General features: G+C 71.6%; 13 protein-coding genes. 4 read left to right on the top strand and 9 right to left on the bottom strand.

The window, feature by feature from the left end; genetic code table 11:
* From EST54_RS23320 to EST54_RS23310, 3 genes are all read right to left on the bottom strand, one after another.
* The coding region (locus tag EST54_RS23320; RefSeq protein ID WP_174857500.1) for a TerD family protein at nucleotides 1-539 on the bottom strand (539 nt) is incomplete at its 3' end.
* Between the two features lie 65 nt (nucleotides 540-604).
* Nucleotides 605-877 carry a GlsB/YeaQ/YmgE family stress response membrane protein gene (locus EST54_RS23315; RefSeq protein WP_093482585.1) on the bottom strand — a complete coding sequence of 91 codons (273 nt, stop codon included), beginning with the start codon at nucleotides 875-877 and terminating at the stop codon, nucleotides 605-607.
* 215 nt (nucleotides 878-1,092) lie between these two features.
* Entirely contained in the window at nucleotides 1,093-1,863 is a 771-nt protein-coding gene (locus EST54_RS23310; RefSeq protein WP_129249678.1) for an IclR family transcriptional regulator, read from the bottom strand.
* A 157-nt stretch (nucleotides 1,864-2,020) separates the two neighbouring features.
* Between EST54_RS23310 and EST54_RS23305 the strand changes: the two genes are divergently transcribed.
* A complete protein-coding gene (locus tag EST54_RS23305) occupies nucleotides 2,021-3,565 on the top strand; it encodes an aldehyde dehydrogenase (NADP(+)) (protein WP_129249677.1) in 1,545 nt (514 codons plus the stop codon).
* A gap of 50 nt (nucleotides 3,566-3,615) precedes the next feature.
* Here EST54_RS23305 and EST54_RS23300 read toward each other — a convergent pair whose 3' ends face one another.
* Together EST54_RS23300 and EST54_RS23295 are read right to left on the bottom strand one after the other, a co-directional pair.
* The gene (locus tag EST54_RS23300; RefSeq protein ID WP_129249676.1) at nucleotides 3,616-4,293 is read right to left on the bottom strand and encodes a class I SAM-dependent methyltransferase; all 678 of its coding nucleotides are present in this window, start codon (nucleotides 4,291-4,293) and stop codon (nucleotides 3,616-3,618) included.
* Between the two features lie 85 nt (nucleotides 4,294-4,378).
* Nucleotides 4,379-6,235, bottom strand: a complete 1,857-nt coding sequence (locus tag EST54_RS23295; RefSeq protein ID WP_161989317.1) for an acyltransferase family protein — start codon at nucleotides 6,233-6,235, stop codon at nucleotides 4,379-4,381.
* Between the two features lie 382 nt (nucleotides 6,236-6,617).
* On the opposite strand from EST54_RS23295, the gene EST54_RS23290 reads away from it, so the two are divergent.
* The gene (locus EST54_RS23290; protein ID WP_129249674.1) at nucleotides 6,618-7,679 is read left to right on the top strand and encodes an aminotransferase class V-fold PLP-dependent enzyme; all 1,062 of its coding nucleotides are present in this window, start codon (nucleotides 6,618-6,620) and stop codon (nucleotides 7,677-7,679) included.
* A gap of 103 nt (nucleotides 7,680-7,782) precedes the next feature.
* Here EST54_RS23290 and thpD read toward each other — a convergent pair whose 3' ends face one another.
* From thpD to ectA, 4 genes are all read right to left on the bottom strand, one after another.
* Nucleotides 7,783-8,682 (bottom strand): ectoine hydroxylase, encoded by a 900-nt coding sequence (gene thpD, locus EST54_RS23285; protein WP_129249673.1) that lies wholly within the window; start codon nucleotides 8,680-8,682, stop codon nucleotides 7,783-7,785.
* 89 nt (nucleotides 8,683-8,771) lie between these two features.
* A complete protein-coding gene (locus tag EST54_RS23280; RefSeq protein WP_006606340.1) occupies nucleotides 8,772-9,188 on the bottom strand; it encodes an ectoine synthase in 417 nt (138 codons plus the stop codon).
* A gap of 55 nt (nucleotides 9,189-9,243) precedes the next feature.
* A complete protein-coding gene (gene ectB / locus EST54_RS23275; protein ID WP_129249672.1) occupies nucleotides 9,244-10,512 on the bottom strand; it encodes a diaminobutyrate--2-oxoglutarate transaminase in 1,269 nt (422 codons plus the stop codon).
* A gap of 134 nt (nucleotides 10,513-10,646) precedes the next feature.
* Complete coding sequence (ectA, locus tag EST54_RS23270; protein ID WP_129249671.1) at nucleotides 10,647-11,213, bottom strand: diaminobutyrate acetyltransferase; 567 nt, start codon at nucleotides 11,211-11,213, stop codon at nucleotides 10,647-10,649.
* 596 nt (nucleotides 11,214-11,809) lie between these two features.
* Between ectA and EST54_RS23265 the strand changes: the two genes are divergently transcribed.
* Complete coding sequence (locus tag EST54_RS23265) at nucleotides 11,810-12,901, top strand: amidohydrolase family protein (protein ID WP_129249680.1); 1,092 nt, start codon at nucleotides 11,810-11,812, stop codon at nucleotides 12,899-12,901.
* Between the two features lie 192 nt (nucleotides 12,902-13,093).
* Nucleotides 13,094-13,915, top strand: coding sequence for an SGNH/GDSL hydrolase family protein (locus tag EST54_RS23260; RefSeq protein WP_129249670.1), 822 nt, complete (start codon nucleotides 13,094-13,096; stop codon nucleotides 13,913-13,915).
* The last annotated feature ends 40 nt before the right edge of the window (nucleotides 13,916-13,955 follow it).

Below are 13,955 nucleotides of genomic sequence, written 5' to 3'. Positions count from 1 at the left end.
GGAGCGGGGGGCGCCTGCGGGGCGGCGGCGGGCGCGGCCGGTTCCTCCACGCTGACGCCGAAGTCGGTGGCGATCCCCGCCAGGCCATTGGCGTAGCCCTGGCCGACCGCGCGGACCTTCCAGCCGCCGCCCCGGCGGTAGATCTCGACGACCACCAGCGCGGTCTCGGTGCCCAGCCGCGGCGGGGTGAAGGAGGCCAGGATGCTGCCGTCGTCGGCGTTGCGGACCGTGCCGGTGGGCTCCGTGCCGGCGAAGGTGGCGCCGGGGGTGTCCAGGCTCGCGGTGACGACGATCTTCTCGATGCCCTCGGGCACCGCGGCGGTGTCCACCGTGATGGTGTCGCCGCCGGCGGCGGCCGCGGAGTGCGTCACGCCCGGTGCGGAGGGCTGGTTGTAGAACACGAAGTCGTCGTCGGAGCGCACCTTGCCGTCGGCGGCCAGCAGGAGGCCCGACACGTCCAGCCGCACGGGGGCGGTGACGTCCACCGCCACCCGCACGGCGCTGAGCGGGAGGTTCGAGCCAGGAGTCATAGCGGTCATGCCGGGGTCAACGATCGGCTCGCCTTTGCGGTTCCATTACCTGCGGCCGGTTGGCCGTCCGCGGGTCACCGGCGGTCCCGGGAATTGCCGAACAGCAGCCGGTAGGCGATCAGCAGGACCAGGGCCCCGGCCACCGAGGCGATCCACATGGAGGGTTCGCCGAAGTCCTTGGGTATCGGGCGGTGCAGGAACTTCGTGGAGAGCCAGCCGCCGATGAAGGAGCCCACGATGCCGATCAGGGTCGTACCGACGATCCCGCCCGGGTCCCGGCCCGGCAGCAGGACCTTGGCGATGACGCCTGCGATCAGCCCGAGTACGAGCCAGCTGACGATGCCCATGATGCATTCCTCGTTCCTGCGCGGAGGGTTGGTACACAGATCAGGACGCCGGCCGGGCAGCAGGGGTTCCGTGGCGTGGCACGGCCCACGTACGCAGGTCACGGCGGTGGGCCGGGCGGTGCGGCCACGGCCGGGGCGCCGCCGGGCCCGCCCTCAACAGCGCGCCGCCCGGCACCGGATGAGGACCGCCCGGCGGGGACGGCGGCCGCGTCGGCTCACAGCCGCCGGGTGGCCGGCGCCAGCCGCTCGCGCGCGGCGAGCAGGGCGTCCTTGATCATCTGCTCGTGGGCCGGGGGCAGCCGGGCCACCGGCACCGAGCAGCTGAGCGCGTCCCGGGCCGGTGTCCGGGAGGGGAGCGCGACACCGAAACAGCACAGGCCCAGGGTGTTCTCCTCGCGGTCGACCGCATAGCCCTGTGCGCGCACCGTGTGCAGCTCCTCGATCAGCTGCTCGCGGTCGGTGCGGGTGTGCTCGGTCATCCGCGTGAGGGCCGGCGGCAGCAACGACCGGACCTGGTCGTCGGTGTGCGTGGCGAGCAGCGCCTTGCCCAGCGCGGTGGAGTGCGCGGGCAGCCGCCGGCCGACGCGGGTGAAGGGGCGCAGATGGTGCGGCGACTGCCGGGTGGCGAGCGAGACGACATGGGTGCCGTCGAGGCGGGCGAGGTGGATGGTCTCGGTGGTGTCGTCGGAGAGCCGGTCCAGCGTCGGCCGGGCCGCGGCCACCACCTCGTCGCCGTCGAGGTAGGACGTGCCGACCAGCAGCGCACGGACGCCGATGCCGTAGCGGGTGCCGGTCGCGTCGGTCTCGATCCAGCCCAGGTCGACAAGGGTGCGCAGCAGCATGTAAAGGCTGGACTTCGGATAGCCGACCGCTTCCTGAACGGACGCCAGGCTGTGCATTCCGGGGCGACCCGCGAAATATTCGAGCAACTCCACCGTCCGCACCGCGGATTTGACCTGCGATCCACCGGTATCGGCAGCTGACATCGCCCTTGACCCCTCTATTCCGGCAGCCATAGAGTCCCAGTGGTTCGGGTTCATGATCTGGAACGCCGTTCAGCATATAGAACGCGGTCCGGTGTGCCGCACGAAAGCGGAACGTCTCCGAACGACTCGGCACGGCATCGCCCGGGAGGAATGCACGGTGGCAGCAGCAGCTCCAGTCTGGAGTGTCGATCCCCGAACCGGGAAGCAGCGGGAACAGGTTGCGGTGGAGGCCACAGCCGACGAGGTGGACACCGTGGTCCGTGCCGCGCATGCCGCCCGCGGCGCACTCGCCGACCGCGCCGTACGCACCGCCCTGCTGCGCCGCGCCGCCGATCTGCTCGACGAGGCGGGCGAGGCGGTCATCGAGGCCGCCGACGCCGAGACCGCGCTCGGCCCCGGCCGGCTCACCGGCGAACTCGCCCGCACCACCTACCAGTTGCGGGCCTTCGCGGACCTGGTGCAGGAGGGCGCGTTCCTCGACGTACGGATCGACCACGCCGACCCCGGCCTCGCGCCGCCCCGGCCCGACCTGCGCCGCTACAAGATTCCGCTCGGCCCGGTCGCGGTCTACTCCGCCAGCAACTTCCCGCTCGCCTTCTCGGTACCGGGGGGCGACACCGCCAGCGCCCTGGCGGCCGGCTGCCCGGTCGTCGTCAAGGCCCACCCCGACCACCCGGCCACCTCCGAGCTGTGCGCCGCGCTGCTGCGCCGCGCCGCCGTCGAGGCCGGCCTGCCCGAGGGCGTGCTGCACCTGGTGCACGGCTTCCAGGCCGGCGTCGACCTGGTGCGCCACCCGCTGATCACCGCGGCCGGCTTCACCGGTTCGGTCCGCGGCGGCCGTGCGCTGTACGACGCGGCCGCCGCCCGCCCGCACCCCATCCCCTTCCACGGCGAACTGGGCAGCCTCAACCCCGTGGTGATCACCGAGGCCGCGGCCGGGGAACGCGCCGAGCAGATCGGCGCCGGCCTGGCCGGGTCGATGACGCTCGGCGTCGGCCAGTTCTGCGTCAAGCCGGGCCTGGTCCTGGCGCCCGGCGGGGAGGCGGGCGACCGGCTGCTGACCTCGCTGACCGCCGCGGTCAGCAACAGCGAGGCCGGGGTGCTGCTCGACCACCGGATGCGCCAGGCGTTCCTGGACGGGATCGAGCGCCGCGCCGGGCTCCCGGACGTCGCGGCCCCGGTGACCCCGGGCGCCGGCGGCGAGCACACCGTCAGCGCCGGCTTCCTCACCGTCCCCGCCGGCCGTCTCACCGCCGACGGGCCCCACGACCTCCTCCTGGAGGAGTGCTTCGGTCCGGTGACCGTCGTCGCCCGCTACACCGACGAGGCCGAGATCGCCGCCGTCCTCGCCCGGCTTCCCGGCAACCTCTCCGCCACGCTCCACCTCGGCGACGCGGAGAGCGCCGGCACCGACGGGGCGGGGCGCGGCGCCCGGCTGCTGGCCGACGTCACCCCGCTCGCCGGCCGGGTGGTCGTCAACGGCTGGCCGACCGGGGTCGCGGTCGCCCCCGCCCAGCACCACGGCGGCCCCTACCCGGCCACGACCTCCACCTCCACCTCCGTCGGCGGCACCGCCGTGGAACGCTGGCTGCGCCCGGTCGCCTACCAGGACACCCCGCCCGCCCTGCTGCCGCCCGAGCTGCGCGAGGACAACCCGCTCGGCCTGCCGCGCCGGGTCAACGGCAGGGCCGAGGGCCACTAGCCACGGCCCGATGGGTCAGGGCCGGACAGGCCCCCTGGCCCGCCGCCGCCTCAGCCGGCTCCCGCCGCCGCCTCGGCCGGCTCCCTTCGGGCGACGAGCTGCAGCCGCTCGGCGGTCCGCCCGTCCAGCGTGCCCACCGACCCCCGCCGCTCCGCCAGCAACGAGAAGCCCGCCGCCCGCACCAGCCCGCGCAGCCGCTCCGGCGGATGGTGCCGGAACACCCCGCCGTCCGGCGTCTCGAACACCCCGTACGTCCCGTACCGCTCCGCGAACCGTGCATAGCGCTCCTGGTTGAGCGCATCGCCCTGCAGTGGCACATCGCTCAGGTACAGCACCCCGCCGGGCCGCACCAGCCGCCCCAGCTCCCCGGCGATCGCGGTCTGGTCCGCGTCCCCGGGCACACAGGTGAGCACCGCGAACAGCAGCGCCGCATCGAACGCCCCGTCCTCGAACGGCAGCGGAAACCCGGCCCACCGCAGCAGATCCAGCTCCGGATGCTCCCGCCGGCCCCGGGCGATCAGCGCCGCCGACACGTCCACGCCGCGCACCGCGCCGTAGCCGAGCCCGGCCAGCTCGGCGGTCAGCCGCCCGTAGCCGCACCCGTAGTCCAGTACGTGCGCGCCGCGCGGCACGTACGCGTCCAGCAGCGCCGGATCGAGGGGATGGGTGAAGGTCTTGGCGGACCCGGTCGTCTCCCAGAAGCCGAGGAAATCCTGTGGCGAGGTCATGCCCGGACGCTACCCCCGGGCACGGCCCGGCGCCCCGAAAGCCGGCGTCGGCGCCCCGCCGTCACGAGTGCCCGCGGCACGCGCCCTACCGGGGTGTGGCCGGGAGCGTGGCGAGGGCCGCGGCAATCGTGTCCGCGTAGATTTTGGAGCCGCCGGGGCCGGGATGGACGCCGTCGGCGGCGAGCAGGTCGTCGTGGCCGGAGATGGCCTTGTTCCAGTCGGCGACGGCGACGTTGTCGTGGCGTTTCGCCACATTGTCGATGGCGTTGTTCACCGACTTCTGCCAGGGCTGACCTACGTGACAGGTCACCAGGACGATGCGTGTGCCGGGGCCGATGGCGTCGATGGCGGACTGCAGGGCCGCTTCCCCGCCGGTGCCGTTGGTGCCGAGGGCAATGATCACTGTGTCGCCCAGCGCGCCCTTCTTCTTCAGGGCGTCGACTTCCCGGGAAGCGGCGGACAGCTGCCGGCCGACCTCGGCGTCGATGGTGATGTCGGGAAATGTCTCCTTCAGGGCGGGAGTTGCGGCGACCATGACGGAGTCACCGATCGCGGAGACCTTCCCGGCAGGCACGGTGCGCCCGGCGAGGGGCGGGGAACTCGGTGACGGCCGGCCGGCCGGTTCGTGGGCAACGGGGCCCCGGCCGCCGCGGGGTGTCGGCGCGGACGTCGCCGCGAGCGCGGTGGCCGTGGCGCAAGCCAGCACCACGGCTCCGGTCACCCATGCCGTTCTGGTCCGGCCGGCCCTCGTCGAGAAGCAGGCGTCGCGCAGCCGGCGAAGGGCGGCAACCACACCGGAGCGGCGGATCGGTTGTTCCACCCAGCGGTAGGACAGCGCCGCCAGGGCGACGGATGCGACCGCGGCGGCGATCGCGTTCAGCGGTGCGTCGGCGGGGGTCTTGCGGTCCGGGGTGGCCAGCGAGATCAGCGGAAAGTGCCACAGGTAGATGCCGTAGCTGCGTTTGCCGATCCACCGCGGCACGGATGTGCCGAGCAGGGTCGCCAACGCGCCCAGCGGCTGTACGGAGCCGATCACCGCGGCGCCGGTCGCGAGGGCGACAAGGACGAAGCCGCCCGGATACATGAGGCCGTCGTTCTGGGAGACGCTGCCCGCCATCACGGCGAGCACGAGCAGCCCGGCGGCTCCGACGCCGTCCACCGGCCGGAGCGTGAGCAGCCGCCCGCAGCACTTCTGCAGCCGGTACCTCCTGGGGAGGAGGCTCGCGGCGGGCCGCGACAGTGCCAGGGCGGCGCCGATCAGCAGGGGGAAGGCGTGGGTGTCGGTGCCGAAGTAGACGCGGGAGGGGTCCACGCCGGGCTCGTGCAGCAGCGCCATGGCAGTGGCCGAGGCGGCGACGAGGGCGAGGACGAGGGCCGTCCGCGCCGCACGGCCGCGCACGAGGCGGAGCAGCGCGCGCAGCGTCAGCGGCCAGAGCAAGTAGAACTGCTCCTCGACACTGAGCGTCCACAGGTGCTCGAAGAGCGGCGGTGGTCCGAAGCTCGCGAAGTACGAGGCGTGGGTGGATATCTGCCACCAGTTGTTCGTGAACGTGGCGGCGGAGAGCAGGCTGCCGGAGATCGACTCCAGTCGGTTCGGGTGCCATACGGCAGCCGCGGCCGTCGCGGTGAGCAGGACGACGGCCAGCGCGGGCAACAGGCGGCGGGCCCGGCGCAGCCAGAAGCCGCGCAGATCGATGCGGCCGTGCCGCTGCCACTCGGTGATCAGGAGGTGGGTGATCAGATAGCCGCTGAGTCCGAAGAAGACATCGACGCCGAGGAAGCCACCCGGCAGCCAGGCGGGGTTGACGTGGTAGATCACCACGGCGGTCACCGCCAGAGCGCGGAGCCCGTCGAGGCCCGCGGCGTACGCGCGCGGTGCCGGCTCCGTCCGTGGACCCCGGGTGGCCCCCTCCGGCAGGCGGAGCTGGTCGTCAGACTTCACGACGCACTCTTCCCTTAGATGAACGTGACTTCCATGTTCAATTAAGGAGGTGGTCATCGCCATGGGAGGTGAGCTGCGACGCCCTGTGGGGCTTTCCGCACGGCCACCTCGTCCGAGCAGCGTGGCTGGCCGAAATGAGACCGTTTCTTAGGACATGGCGGACGACGCTGCAGGCCGGGCCGGGGCGAAGCGTCGGGCCACGGGCGTCGGCGAAGCGTGCGGGGACGACGGCTGGGCCGTGCCCGGGACATGACCGCGCCCGGCCGCCTGCCGCACGCCGTCCGCGCCCCGCCCGCACGCCGCGCGGGCTCGTAGGACCCGGTGGCGGGATGCGGCCCCGTGTCATGGACGGGGCGGGTGATCAGCGACCACAGTGTGAGGCATGCAACGACGTGAGCCACTCGGCGGGGCCGAATTCGCGCCCGAGACGACGTATCTGAACTCTGCCTCCAGCGGGCTCCTCCCGGCACGCAGCGCCGCCGCCCTGCGCGCTGCCCTCGACGAATCCGCCTCCTACGGCACCATGGGCCGCGACTACTTCGCCGCCGCCTCGGCGTCCCGGGAGGCCTTCGCCCGGCTGATGGGGGTGCCCGCCGAGCGGGTCGCCGTCGGCAGCTCGGTCGCGGTGCAGTCCGCGTTCGTGGCCGCCTCGCTCCCGGCGGACGCCGAAGTGCTGGCCCCCGAGGGCGACTTCAGCTCCCTGGTCAACCCGCTCGCCGCCCGCCCGGGCGTCACGCTGCGCACCGTACCGCTGGAGGCGCTCGCCGAGGAGGTGCGCCCCGGCACCGCCCTGGTCGCCTTCAGCGCCGTGCAGTCGCGGGACGGCCGGATCGCCGACCTGGCGGCGGTGCGCGAGGCCGCACGGGCGCACGGGGCACGGACCTACCTCGACATCACCCAGGCCGCCGGCTGGCTGCCGCTGCGCGCCGCGGACTTCGACTTCGTCGTCGCCGGCGCCTTCAAGTGGCTGCTGTGCCCGCGCGGTACGACCTTCATGGCCTTCGGCGGGGAGCTGGGCGCGGGCGCGCCGTGGCCGGCCGCGGCGCACGCGGGATGGGTCGCCGGCGAGGACCGCGGGGCGTCCACCTACGGCCTGATCCGGCCGGCCGCCACCGCCCGGCGCTTCGACGAGCCGCACGCCCACTACTCCTACATCGGCGCCGAGCGGTCCCTCGCCCTCATCGACGAGCTGGGCGTGGACACCGTCCACGCCCACAACACCGCACTCGCCGCCCACTACCGTGCCGGGCTGGCCGAGCGCGGCCTGAAGCCCGTTCCCGCGCCGGGCTCGGCGATCGTCTCCACGCCGGGTCTCACGGACGCCGAACACCGGCTGGCCGAGGCGGGGGTACGGATCTCGGTGCGCGGCGGACTGCTCCGCGCGGCCTTCCATCTGTACAACTCGACGGCTGACGTGGAGCGGCTGCTGTCCCTGCTGGGATAGGGGTGTCCGCCCGTGGGCCGGCCGGCGCATGCCCGCCGCGCACACGGCGCGGCCGCCGCACAGACCCTGCTGTGCGGCGGCCGCGCCACCGGTATCTCCGCGACTACCTCACCGGCGTGAAGTCACGGGCCCCGATGTACTCCGGGCGCCGGATCGGCGCCGCGAACGGCTCCACCGCCGCGTTCTCCACGCTGTTGAAGACGATGAAGACATTGCTGCGCGGGTACGGCGTGATGTTGTCACCCGAGCCGTGCATGGCGTTGCAGTCGAACCAGGTCGCCGAGCCGGCCTTGCCGGTGAAGAGGCGGATGCCGTGCTTGTCCGCCATCTTCGTCAGCACCTCGTCCGACGGGATGCCCGCGTCCTGCATCTGCAGCGACCGCTTGTAGTTGTCCTTCGGCGTCGCGCCCTCGCACCCCACGAAGTGCTGGTGCGAACCGGGCATGATCATCAAGCCGCCGTTGGTGTCGTAGTTCTCCGTCAGCGCGATGGAGCACGACACGGTGCGCATGTTCGGCAGCCCGTCCTCGGCGTGCCAGGTCTCGAAATCCGAGTGCCAGTAGAAGCCGGAGGCACCGAAACCCGGCTTCACATTGATCCGCGACTGGTGGACGTAGACGTCCGAGCCGAGGATCTGCCGGGCACGGCCGACCACGCGCGGGTCGGAGACCAGCTTGGCGAACACCTCGCTGATCTTGTGCACCTCGAACACGGACCGCACGCTCTGCGTCGTCTTCTCGACGATGGAGCGCGGGTCGGCGCGCATCGTCGGGTCGAGAACGAGCCGGTCCAGTTCGGCGCGGTACACCGCGACTTCTTCCGCCGTCAGCAGCTCCCCGATGGCAAAAAAGCCGTCGCGTTCGAAGTCGCTCAGCTCGGACGGCGCGAACGGGCCGGCCGTTCCGGGCTGCGACCACACCACCGGGTCCTTCCGCGGGGTGATGACCTCAGCGGTCCCGCGGGTCGGGTACAGGTCGGCGGTGCGCTCGGGTGCGGTGGTCATGGTGTTGCCTTCCTCTCCTCTCGTACGAACTCTGGCTTACGTGGTACGGGCCTTCCTCAGCTGCCGGACGGGGCAGGCGGGGGTGCGCCTCAGACCGTCTCCGGTTCCGGGTCGGGCTCGGTGAGCAGCGGGTACACACCGTTCTCGTCGTGGTCCTCACGGCCGGTGACCGGCGGGTTGAAGACGCAGACGCAGCGGAAGTCCTTCTTGATCCGCATGGTGTGCTTCTCGTGTCCGTCGAGCAGGTACATCGTGCCCGGGGTGATGGTGTGCTTCTCGCCGGTCTCGTCGTTGGTGAGTTCGGCTTCTCCCTCTACGCACAGTACGGCCTCGATGTGGTTCGCGTACCACATCGAGGTCTCCGTACCGGCGTACAGGGTGGTCTCGTGCAGGGAGAAGCCGACGCGCTCCTTGGCGAGCACGATGCGCTTGCTCTCCCACGTGCCGGACTTGGCCTTGACGTGGCGGTCGGTGCCTTCGATGTCCTGGAGGGATCGGACGATCACGGTGCGGGGTGCCTTTCTGTGGAACGGTAAGGAACGCTGGGGGCCGTTGGGCCGATCAGGCGCAGTCGCGGACCGCGCGGGCGAGGATGCGCAGACCCTCGTCCAGTTCCTCGGGGGTGGTCGTCAGGGCCGGAAGCAGCTTGACGACCTCGCTCTCCGGGCCGGAGGTCTCGATCAGCAGACCCAGCTCGAAGGCGCGCTTGGCGATTTTGTCGGCCAGGGGCTTGTCGTTGCACTCCAGGCCCCACACCAGACCGCGGCCGCGGTACTCGGCGATGGCGTCCGGGTGCTCCTCGGCGATCGCCTTCAGGTGCGCTTCGACGATCTCACCGCGGGCGAGAGTCTGCTTCTCCATCTGGCCGTCGGCCCAGTAGGTGTCCAGCGTCGCGGCGGCGGTGACGAAGGCCGGGTTGTTGCCGCGGAAGGTGCCGTTGTGCTCGCCCGGCTCCCAGATGTCCAGCTCCGGCTTGAACAGGGTGAGCGCGAGCGGCAGGCCGTAGCCGCTGATGGACTTCGAGACGGTGACGATGTCCGGCACGATGCCCGCCTCCTCGAAGGAGAAGAAGGCACCCGTACGGCCGCAGCCCATCTGGATGTCGTCGACGATGAGCAGCATGTCCCAGCGCTCGCACAGGTCGGCCAGGGCGCGCAGCCACTCGGGCCGGGCGACGTTGATGCCGCCCTCGCCCTGGACCGTCTCGACGATCACGGCGGCGGGGGTGTTCAGACCGGAGCCCTGGTCCTCCAGCAGCCGCTCGAACCACAGGAAGTCCGGGTAGGTGCCGTCGAGGTAGTTGTCGAACGGCATCGGGGTGCCGTGCACCAGCGGGATACCGGCGCCGGCCCGCTTCATGGAGTTACCGGTGACCGCGAGCGCGCCCAGCGACATGCCGTGGAAGGCGTTGGTGAAGGACACGATCGACTCGCGGCCCTTGACCTTACGGGCCAGTTTCAGCGCGGCCTCGACGGAGTTGGCGCCCGTCGGGCCCGGGAACATGACCTTGTAGGGCAGGTCGCGCGGCCGCAGGATGATGTTCTGGAAGGACTCCAGGAAGGCCCGCTTGGCCGTGGTGGACATGTCCAGGCCGTGGGTGACCCCGTCCCGCTCGATGTAGTCGATCAGAGCGCGTTTGAGTACGGGGTTGTTGTGGCCGTAGTTGAGCGAGCCGGCGCCGGCGAAGAAGTCGAGGTAGGTGTGGCCGTCCTCGTCGGTCATGCGGCTGCCCTGCGCACGGTCGAAGACGGTGGGCCAGCTACGGCAGTAGCTGCGGACCTCCGACTCCACGGTCTCGAAGACGCTCAGATCGGGCTGGGTGATGGTCACAGCATGCTCCTGGGAGATGAGTGGCGAAAGATGGGAAGTCTGTGGGGGCTGGGCGGTGCCGGCGGGTGTCACGGGGTGTGGTGCCGGCTCCCGCACGGCCGCTGCGGCGCGGTGGCCGCGCGGCCCTGGGGGCGTCAGTGCCCTGAGCGGGCCGGTGGCGGGAACGGGCCGATGAGGTGCAGTACCTCCGGCTCGTGGCCCTGCTCGGGGAACAGCCCTGCGTCGAAGAGCACCTCGCGCTTGATCGGCACCGAGTGCCGCTCGGCGAAGGACGCGAACAACCGGTTGGATGCGGCGTTGTCGGGGGTGATGGTGGTCTCGACGAAACGTACGCCCAGCGTGTCCGAGGCACGGGCGGTGAGCCCGTCCAGGAGTGCGGCCGCCAGCCCCTGGCCACGGTGCGCATCGTCGACGGCTACCTGCCAGACGACGAGCGTCTCCGGGCGCTCGGGGCGGATGTATCCGGTGACGAAGGCGGCCGGCTCACCCTCCGCGTCGCGGGCGACGACGGAGGTGGCGGCGAAGTCGCGACACCACAGGAGGTAGCTGTAGGAGGAGTTGAGGTCCAGCGCCTTGGAGTCGCGGGCGATGCGCCAGATCGCGGCTCCGTCCTCCACTCGTGGGGTGTCGAGCTTGAAGCCCTCCGGAAATTCTCTGAAATCGCTTCGGGCACCTGCATGGTCTGCTTGTGCGGCGGTCATGGGAATTAAATTTACCCAGGGAAAAAGGAAATTGCATCGCGAGCAGGGGTTACGGAAGCGGCGAAGATGTGTTATCGCGCGGGGGCGCCCGTGCGCGCAATGTCGCCGCGAGATGTCACGATTTGACCAGGATGTTCGGGGCAAAACGGACACGCTGTGTAGTCGGTCACAGCTCAGTAACACCGATGAGATGCGTCCGAATTACGGTACTTGCCGCGAGCAAAATCGTGGCGTTTGAGGTGCGGAAAAGCGGGCAGAAGAATACGGGAAGCTGTACCGCAAGGGAATTGGGAATTCGCCTCCCGAAGGCTCTGCGTAAGCCCATCGAAACCTGAGCGACAAGTCCGTGACAAGACCCCGAACGCCATACGCGAGATGATGTTGGCCGACCCGTGGGAACGGACACGGAACGTATGCGGAACGTTCCCGGTACCGGACACGGAACGTATGCCGACCGCACACGGAGAGGGCGGGGCCCATAGCGCGGGCAATGCGCCGGGTTCCGGGGAATCGGCCGCGCGAAAGCGCCCGGGGCCGGTTGCGGCAGCGGCGTCCGCCCACCGCACCACAGCCCCTAAAGTGCCGGTATGACGTCGATGAGTGAGGGTGCGGTGCTGCACCTCAAGGGGAGGGTGCTCGTCGGGCCGGACGAGGTCCGCGACGAGCTGTGGGTCGTCGGTGGCCGGGTCACTTTCGACCGGCCGGCCATGGCACGGGATGCCACCACCGTGACGGGCTGGGCGCTGCCGGGCCTGGTCGACGCCCACTGCCATGTGGGCCTGGACGCGCACGGCCCGGTGGACGATCCCACCAGCGAGAAGCAGGCGCTCACCGACCGGGACGCGGGGACCCTGCTGATCCGCGACGCCGGCTCGCCCTCCGACACCCGCTGGATCGACGACCGCGAGGACCTGCCGCGGATCATCCGCGCCGGTCGGCACATCGCCCGCACCAAGCGCTACATCCGCAACTACGCGCACGAGATCGAGCCCGACGACCTGGTCGCGTACGTCGCCCGGGAGGCCCGCCGCGGTGACGGCTGGGTCAAGCTCGTCGGCGACTGGATCGACCGCTCCACGGGCGATCTGGAGGCCTGCTGGCCCCCGGGCGCGGTCGAGGCGGCCATCGCCGAGGCCCACCGGCTCGGCGCCCGGGTGACCGCCCACTGCTTCGCGGAGGACTCCCTCGCCCCGCTCGTCGAGGCCGGCATCGACTGCATCGAGCACGCCACCGGCCTCACCGAGGACACCATCCCGCTGTTCGCCGAGCGCGGCGTCGCCATCGTCCCCACGCTCGTCAACATCGCCACGTTCCCGCTCCTCGCGGACGGCGGCGAGGCGAAGTTCCCGCGCTGGGCGGACCACATGCGGCGGCTGCACGCGCGCCGCTACGACACCGTACGGGCGGCCTACGACGCCGGGGTGCCCGTCTTCGCCGGCACGGACGCCGGCGGCTCGCTCGCCCACGGGCTGGTCGCCGAGGAGGTCGTCGAGCTGACCCGGGCCGGGCTGCCCGCCGTGGCGGCCCTCTCCGCCACGACCTGGGGCGCCAGGGACTGGCTGGGCCGCCCCGGCCTCACCGAGGGCGCGTCGGCGGACCTGGTGGTCTACGAGAGCGATCCGCGCGAGGACGTCCGGGTGCTGGCCGCGCCCCGGCGGGTGGTGCTGCGCGGGGAGGTCGTGGGCTAGCGGGTGCCCCGCCGTACGGCCGGGGGGCCGCCCCGTCACGGCAGCCCGACGGGACCGCCACAGCCGCCCGGCGGCGGCCCCGCCCACCACGGAAACCGGGCCGGACCGCCTTGCATGACGGCCTGATCCCCGTCGTGTGAGCAACCGATGACGGCGCCCCTGGCCGGCGATTTCTGCTGGTTTCTTGGGTGCATGCACACCGAAACCAGTCCTCATCGCACGTCCCCCCGTCACCGTCGCCCGGCCGCCCTCGCGGCCGTCGCCCTGATCACCATCGGTGCCGGTGCCGCCCTGGCCGGCTGCAACGGCGGATCCGGCGGCGGGGCGGACGCGGACGCGTCCGCGCAGCAGCAGAAGGCCGGCAAGAAGGTGCTGTGGGTGGGGGACTCCATCGCCGGCGCCGAGGCCCCGCCCCTGGAAGCGGCGCTCACGGCGAGCGGCCAGAGCTTCAAGAACGCGTCCTCCGACGGCGGCGGCACGGTCGTCGAGGGCGACACAATGGCCGGTCCCATGGCGCAGACGACGTGGAAGGACCTGAAGAAGAACCTCGCGTCGTTCCGTCCGGACGTGATCGCCTACCAGATCACCACGTACGACTGGGGCACGCCCGCGCAGCAGCGTGCATCGTACGAGAAGCTCGCGAAGACCGCCCAGGACGCCGGTGCCGAGCTCGACATCGTCTCCGCGCCGCCGTTCAAGATCGACGACTTCTACAAGAAGTACGAGGGTGCGATCAAGAGCGCGCCGAAGGCGGCCAAGGAGGTCGCCGACAAGAGCGGCGGCAAGGTGCACTTCCTCGACACCACCCCGCTGTGGGGCACCGACCCCGCCGGCAAGCAGGCTCAGCGGTCCCAGGACGGCATCCACTCCTGCCAGCAGGGCTCGGCCGCCTTCGCCAAGTGGTTCACCGAGCAGCTCGGCAAGCAGGACGGCTTCACCCCGGCCGCGCCGGAGAAGTGGGCGAAGGGCTCATGGACCGGGGACAAGGCGTACGCGACCTTCAAGTGCGAGTGACCCCCGTGGCCCCGCGCCGGTTCCCGCGCCCCTCCTGCGT

The organism is Streptomyces sioyaensis, assembly GCF_004122735.1.
Classification (GTDB): Bacteria; Actinomycetota; Actinomycetes; order Streptomycetales; family Streptomycetaceae; genus Streptomyces; species Streptomyces sioyaensis.
Note: the sequence above shows the minus strand (reverse complement) of the source record. Positions and strands in the feature narration are given on the sequence as shown.

What these genes read in the sequence shown, in the direction of transcription:
- EST54_RS23315 (WP_093482585.1), bottom strand. Translation starts at nt 877, where the DNA reads ATGGGCATCGTCAGCTGGCTCGTACTCGGGCTGATCGCAGGCGTCATC.
- EST54_RS23310 (WP_129249678.1), bottom strand. Translation starts at nt 1,863, where the DNA reads ATGTCAGCTGCCGATACCGGTGGATCGCAGGTCAAATCCGCGGTGCGG.
- EST54_RS23300 (WP_129249676.1), bottom strand. Translation starts at nt 4,293, where the DNA reads ATGACCTCGCCACAGGATTTCCTCGGCTTCTGGGAGACGACCGGGTCC.
- EST54_RS23290 (WP_129249674.1), top strand. Translation starts at nt 6,618, where the DNA reads ATGCAACGACGTGAGCCACTCGGCGGGGCCGAATTCGCGCCCGAGACG.
- thpD (WP_129249673.1), bottom strand. Translation starts at nt 8,682, where the DNA reads ATGACCACCGCACCCGAGCGCACCGCCGACCTGTACCCGACCCGCGGG.
- ectA (WP_129249671.1), bottom strand. Translation starts at nt 11,213, where the DNA reads ATGACCGCCGCACAAGCAGACCATGCAGGTGCCCGAAGCGATTTCAGA.
- EST54_RS23265 (WP_129249680.1), top strand. Translation starts at nt 11,810, where the DNA reads ATGAGTGAGGGTGCGGTGCTGCACCTCAAGGGGAGGGTGCTCGTCGGG.
- EST54_RS23260 (WP_129249670.1), top strand. Translation starts at nt 13,094, where the DNA reads ATGCACACCGAAACCAGTCCTCATCGCACGTCCCCCCGTCACCGTCGC.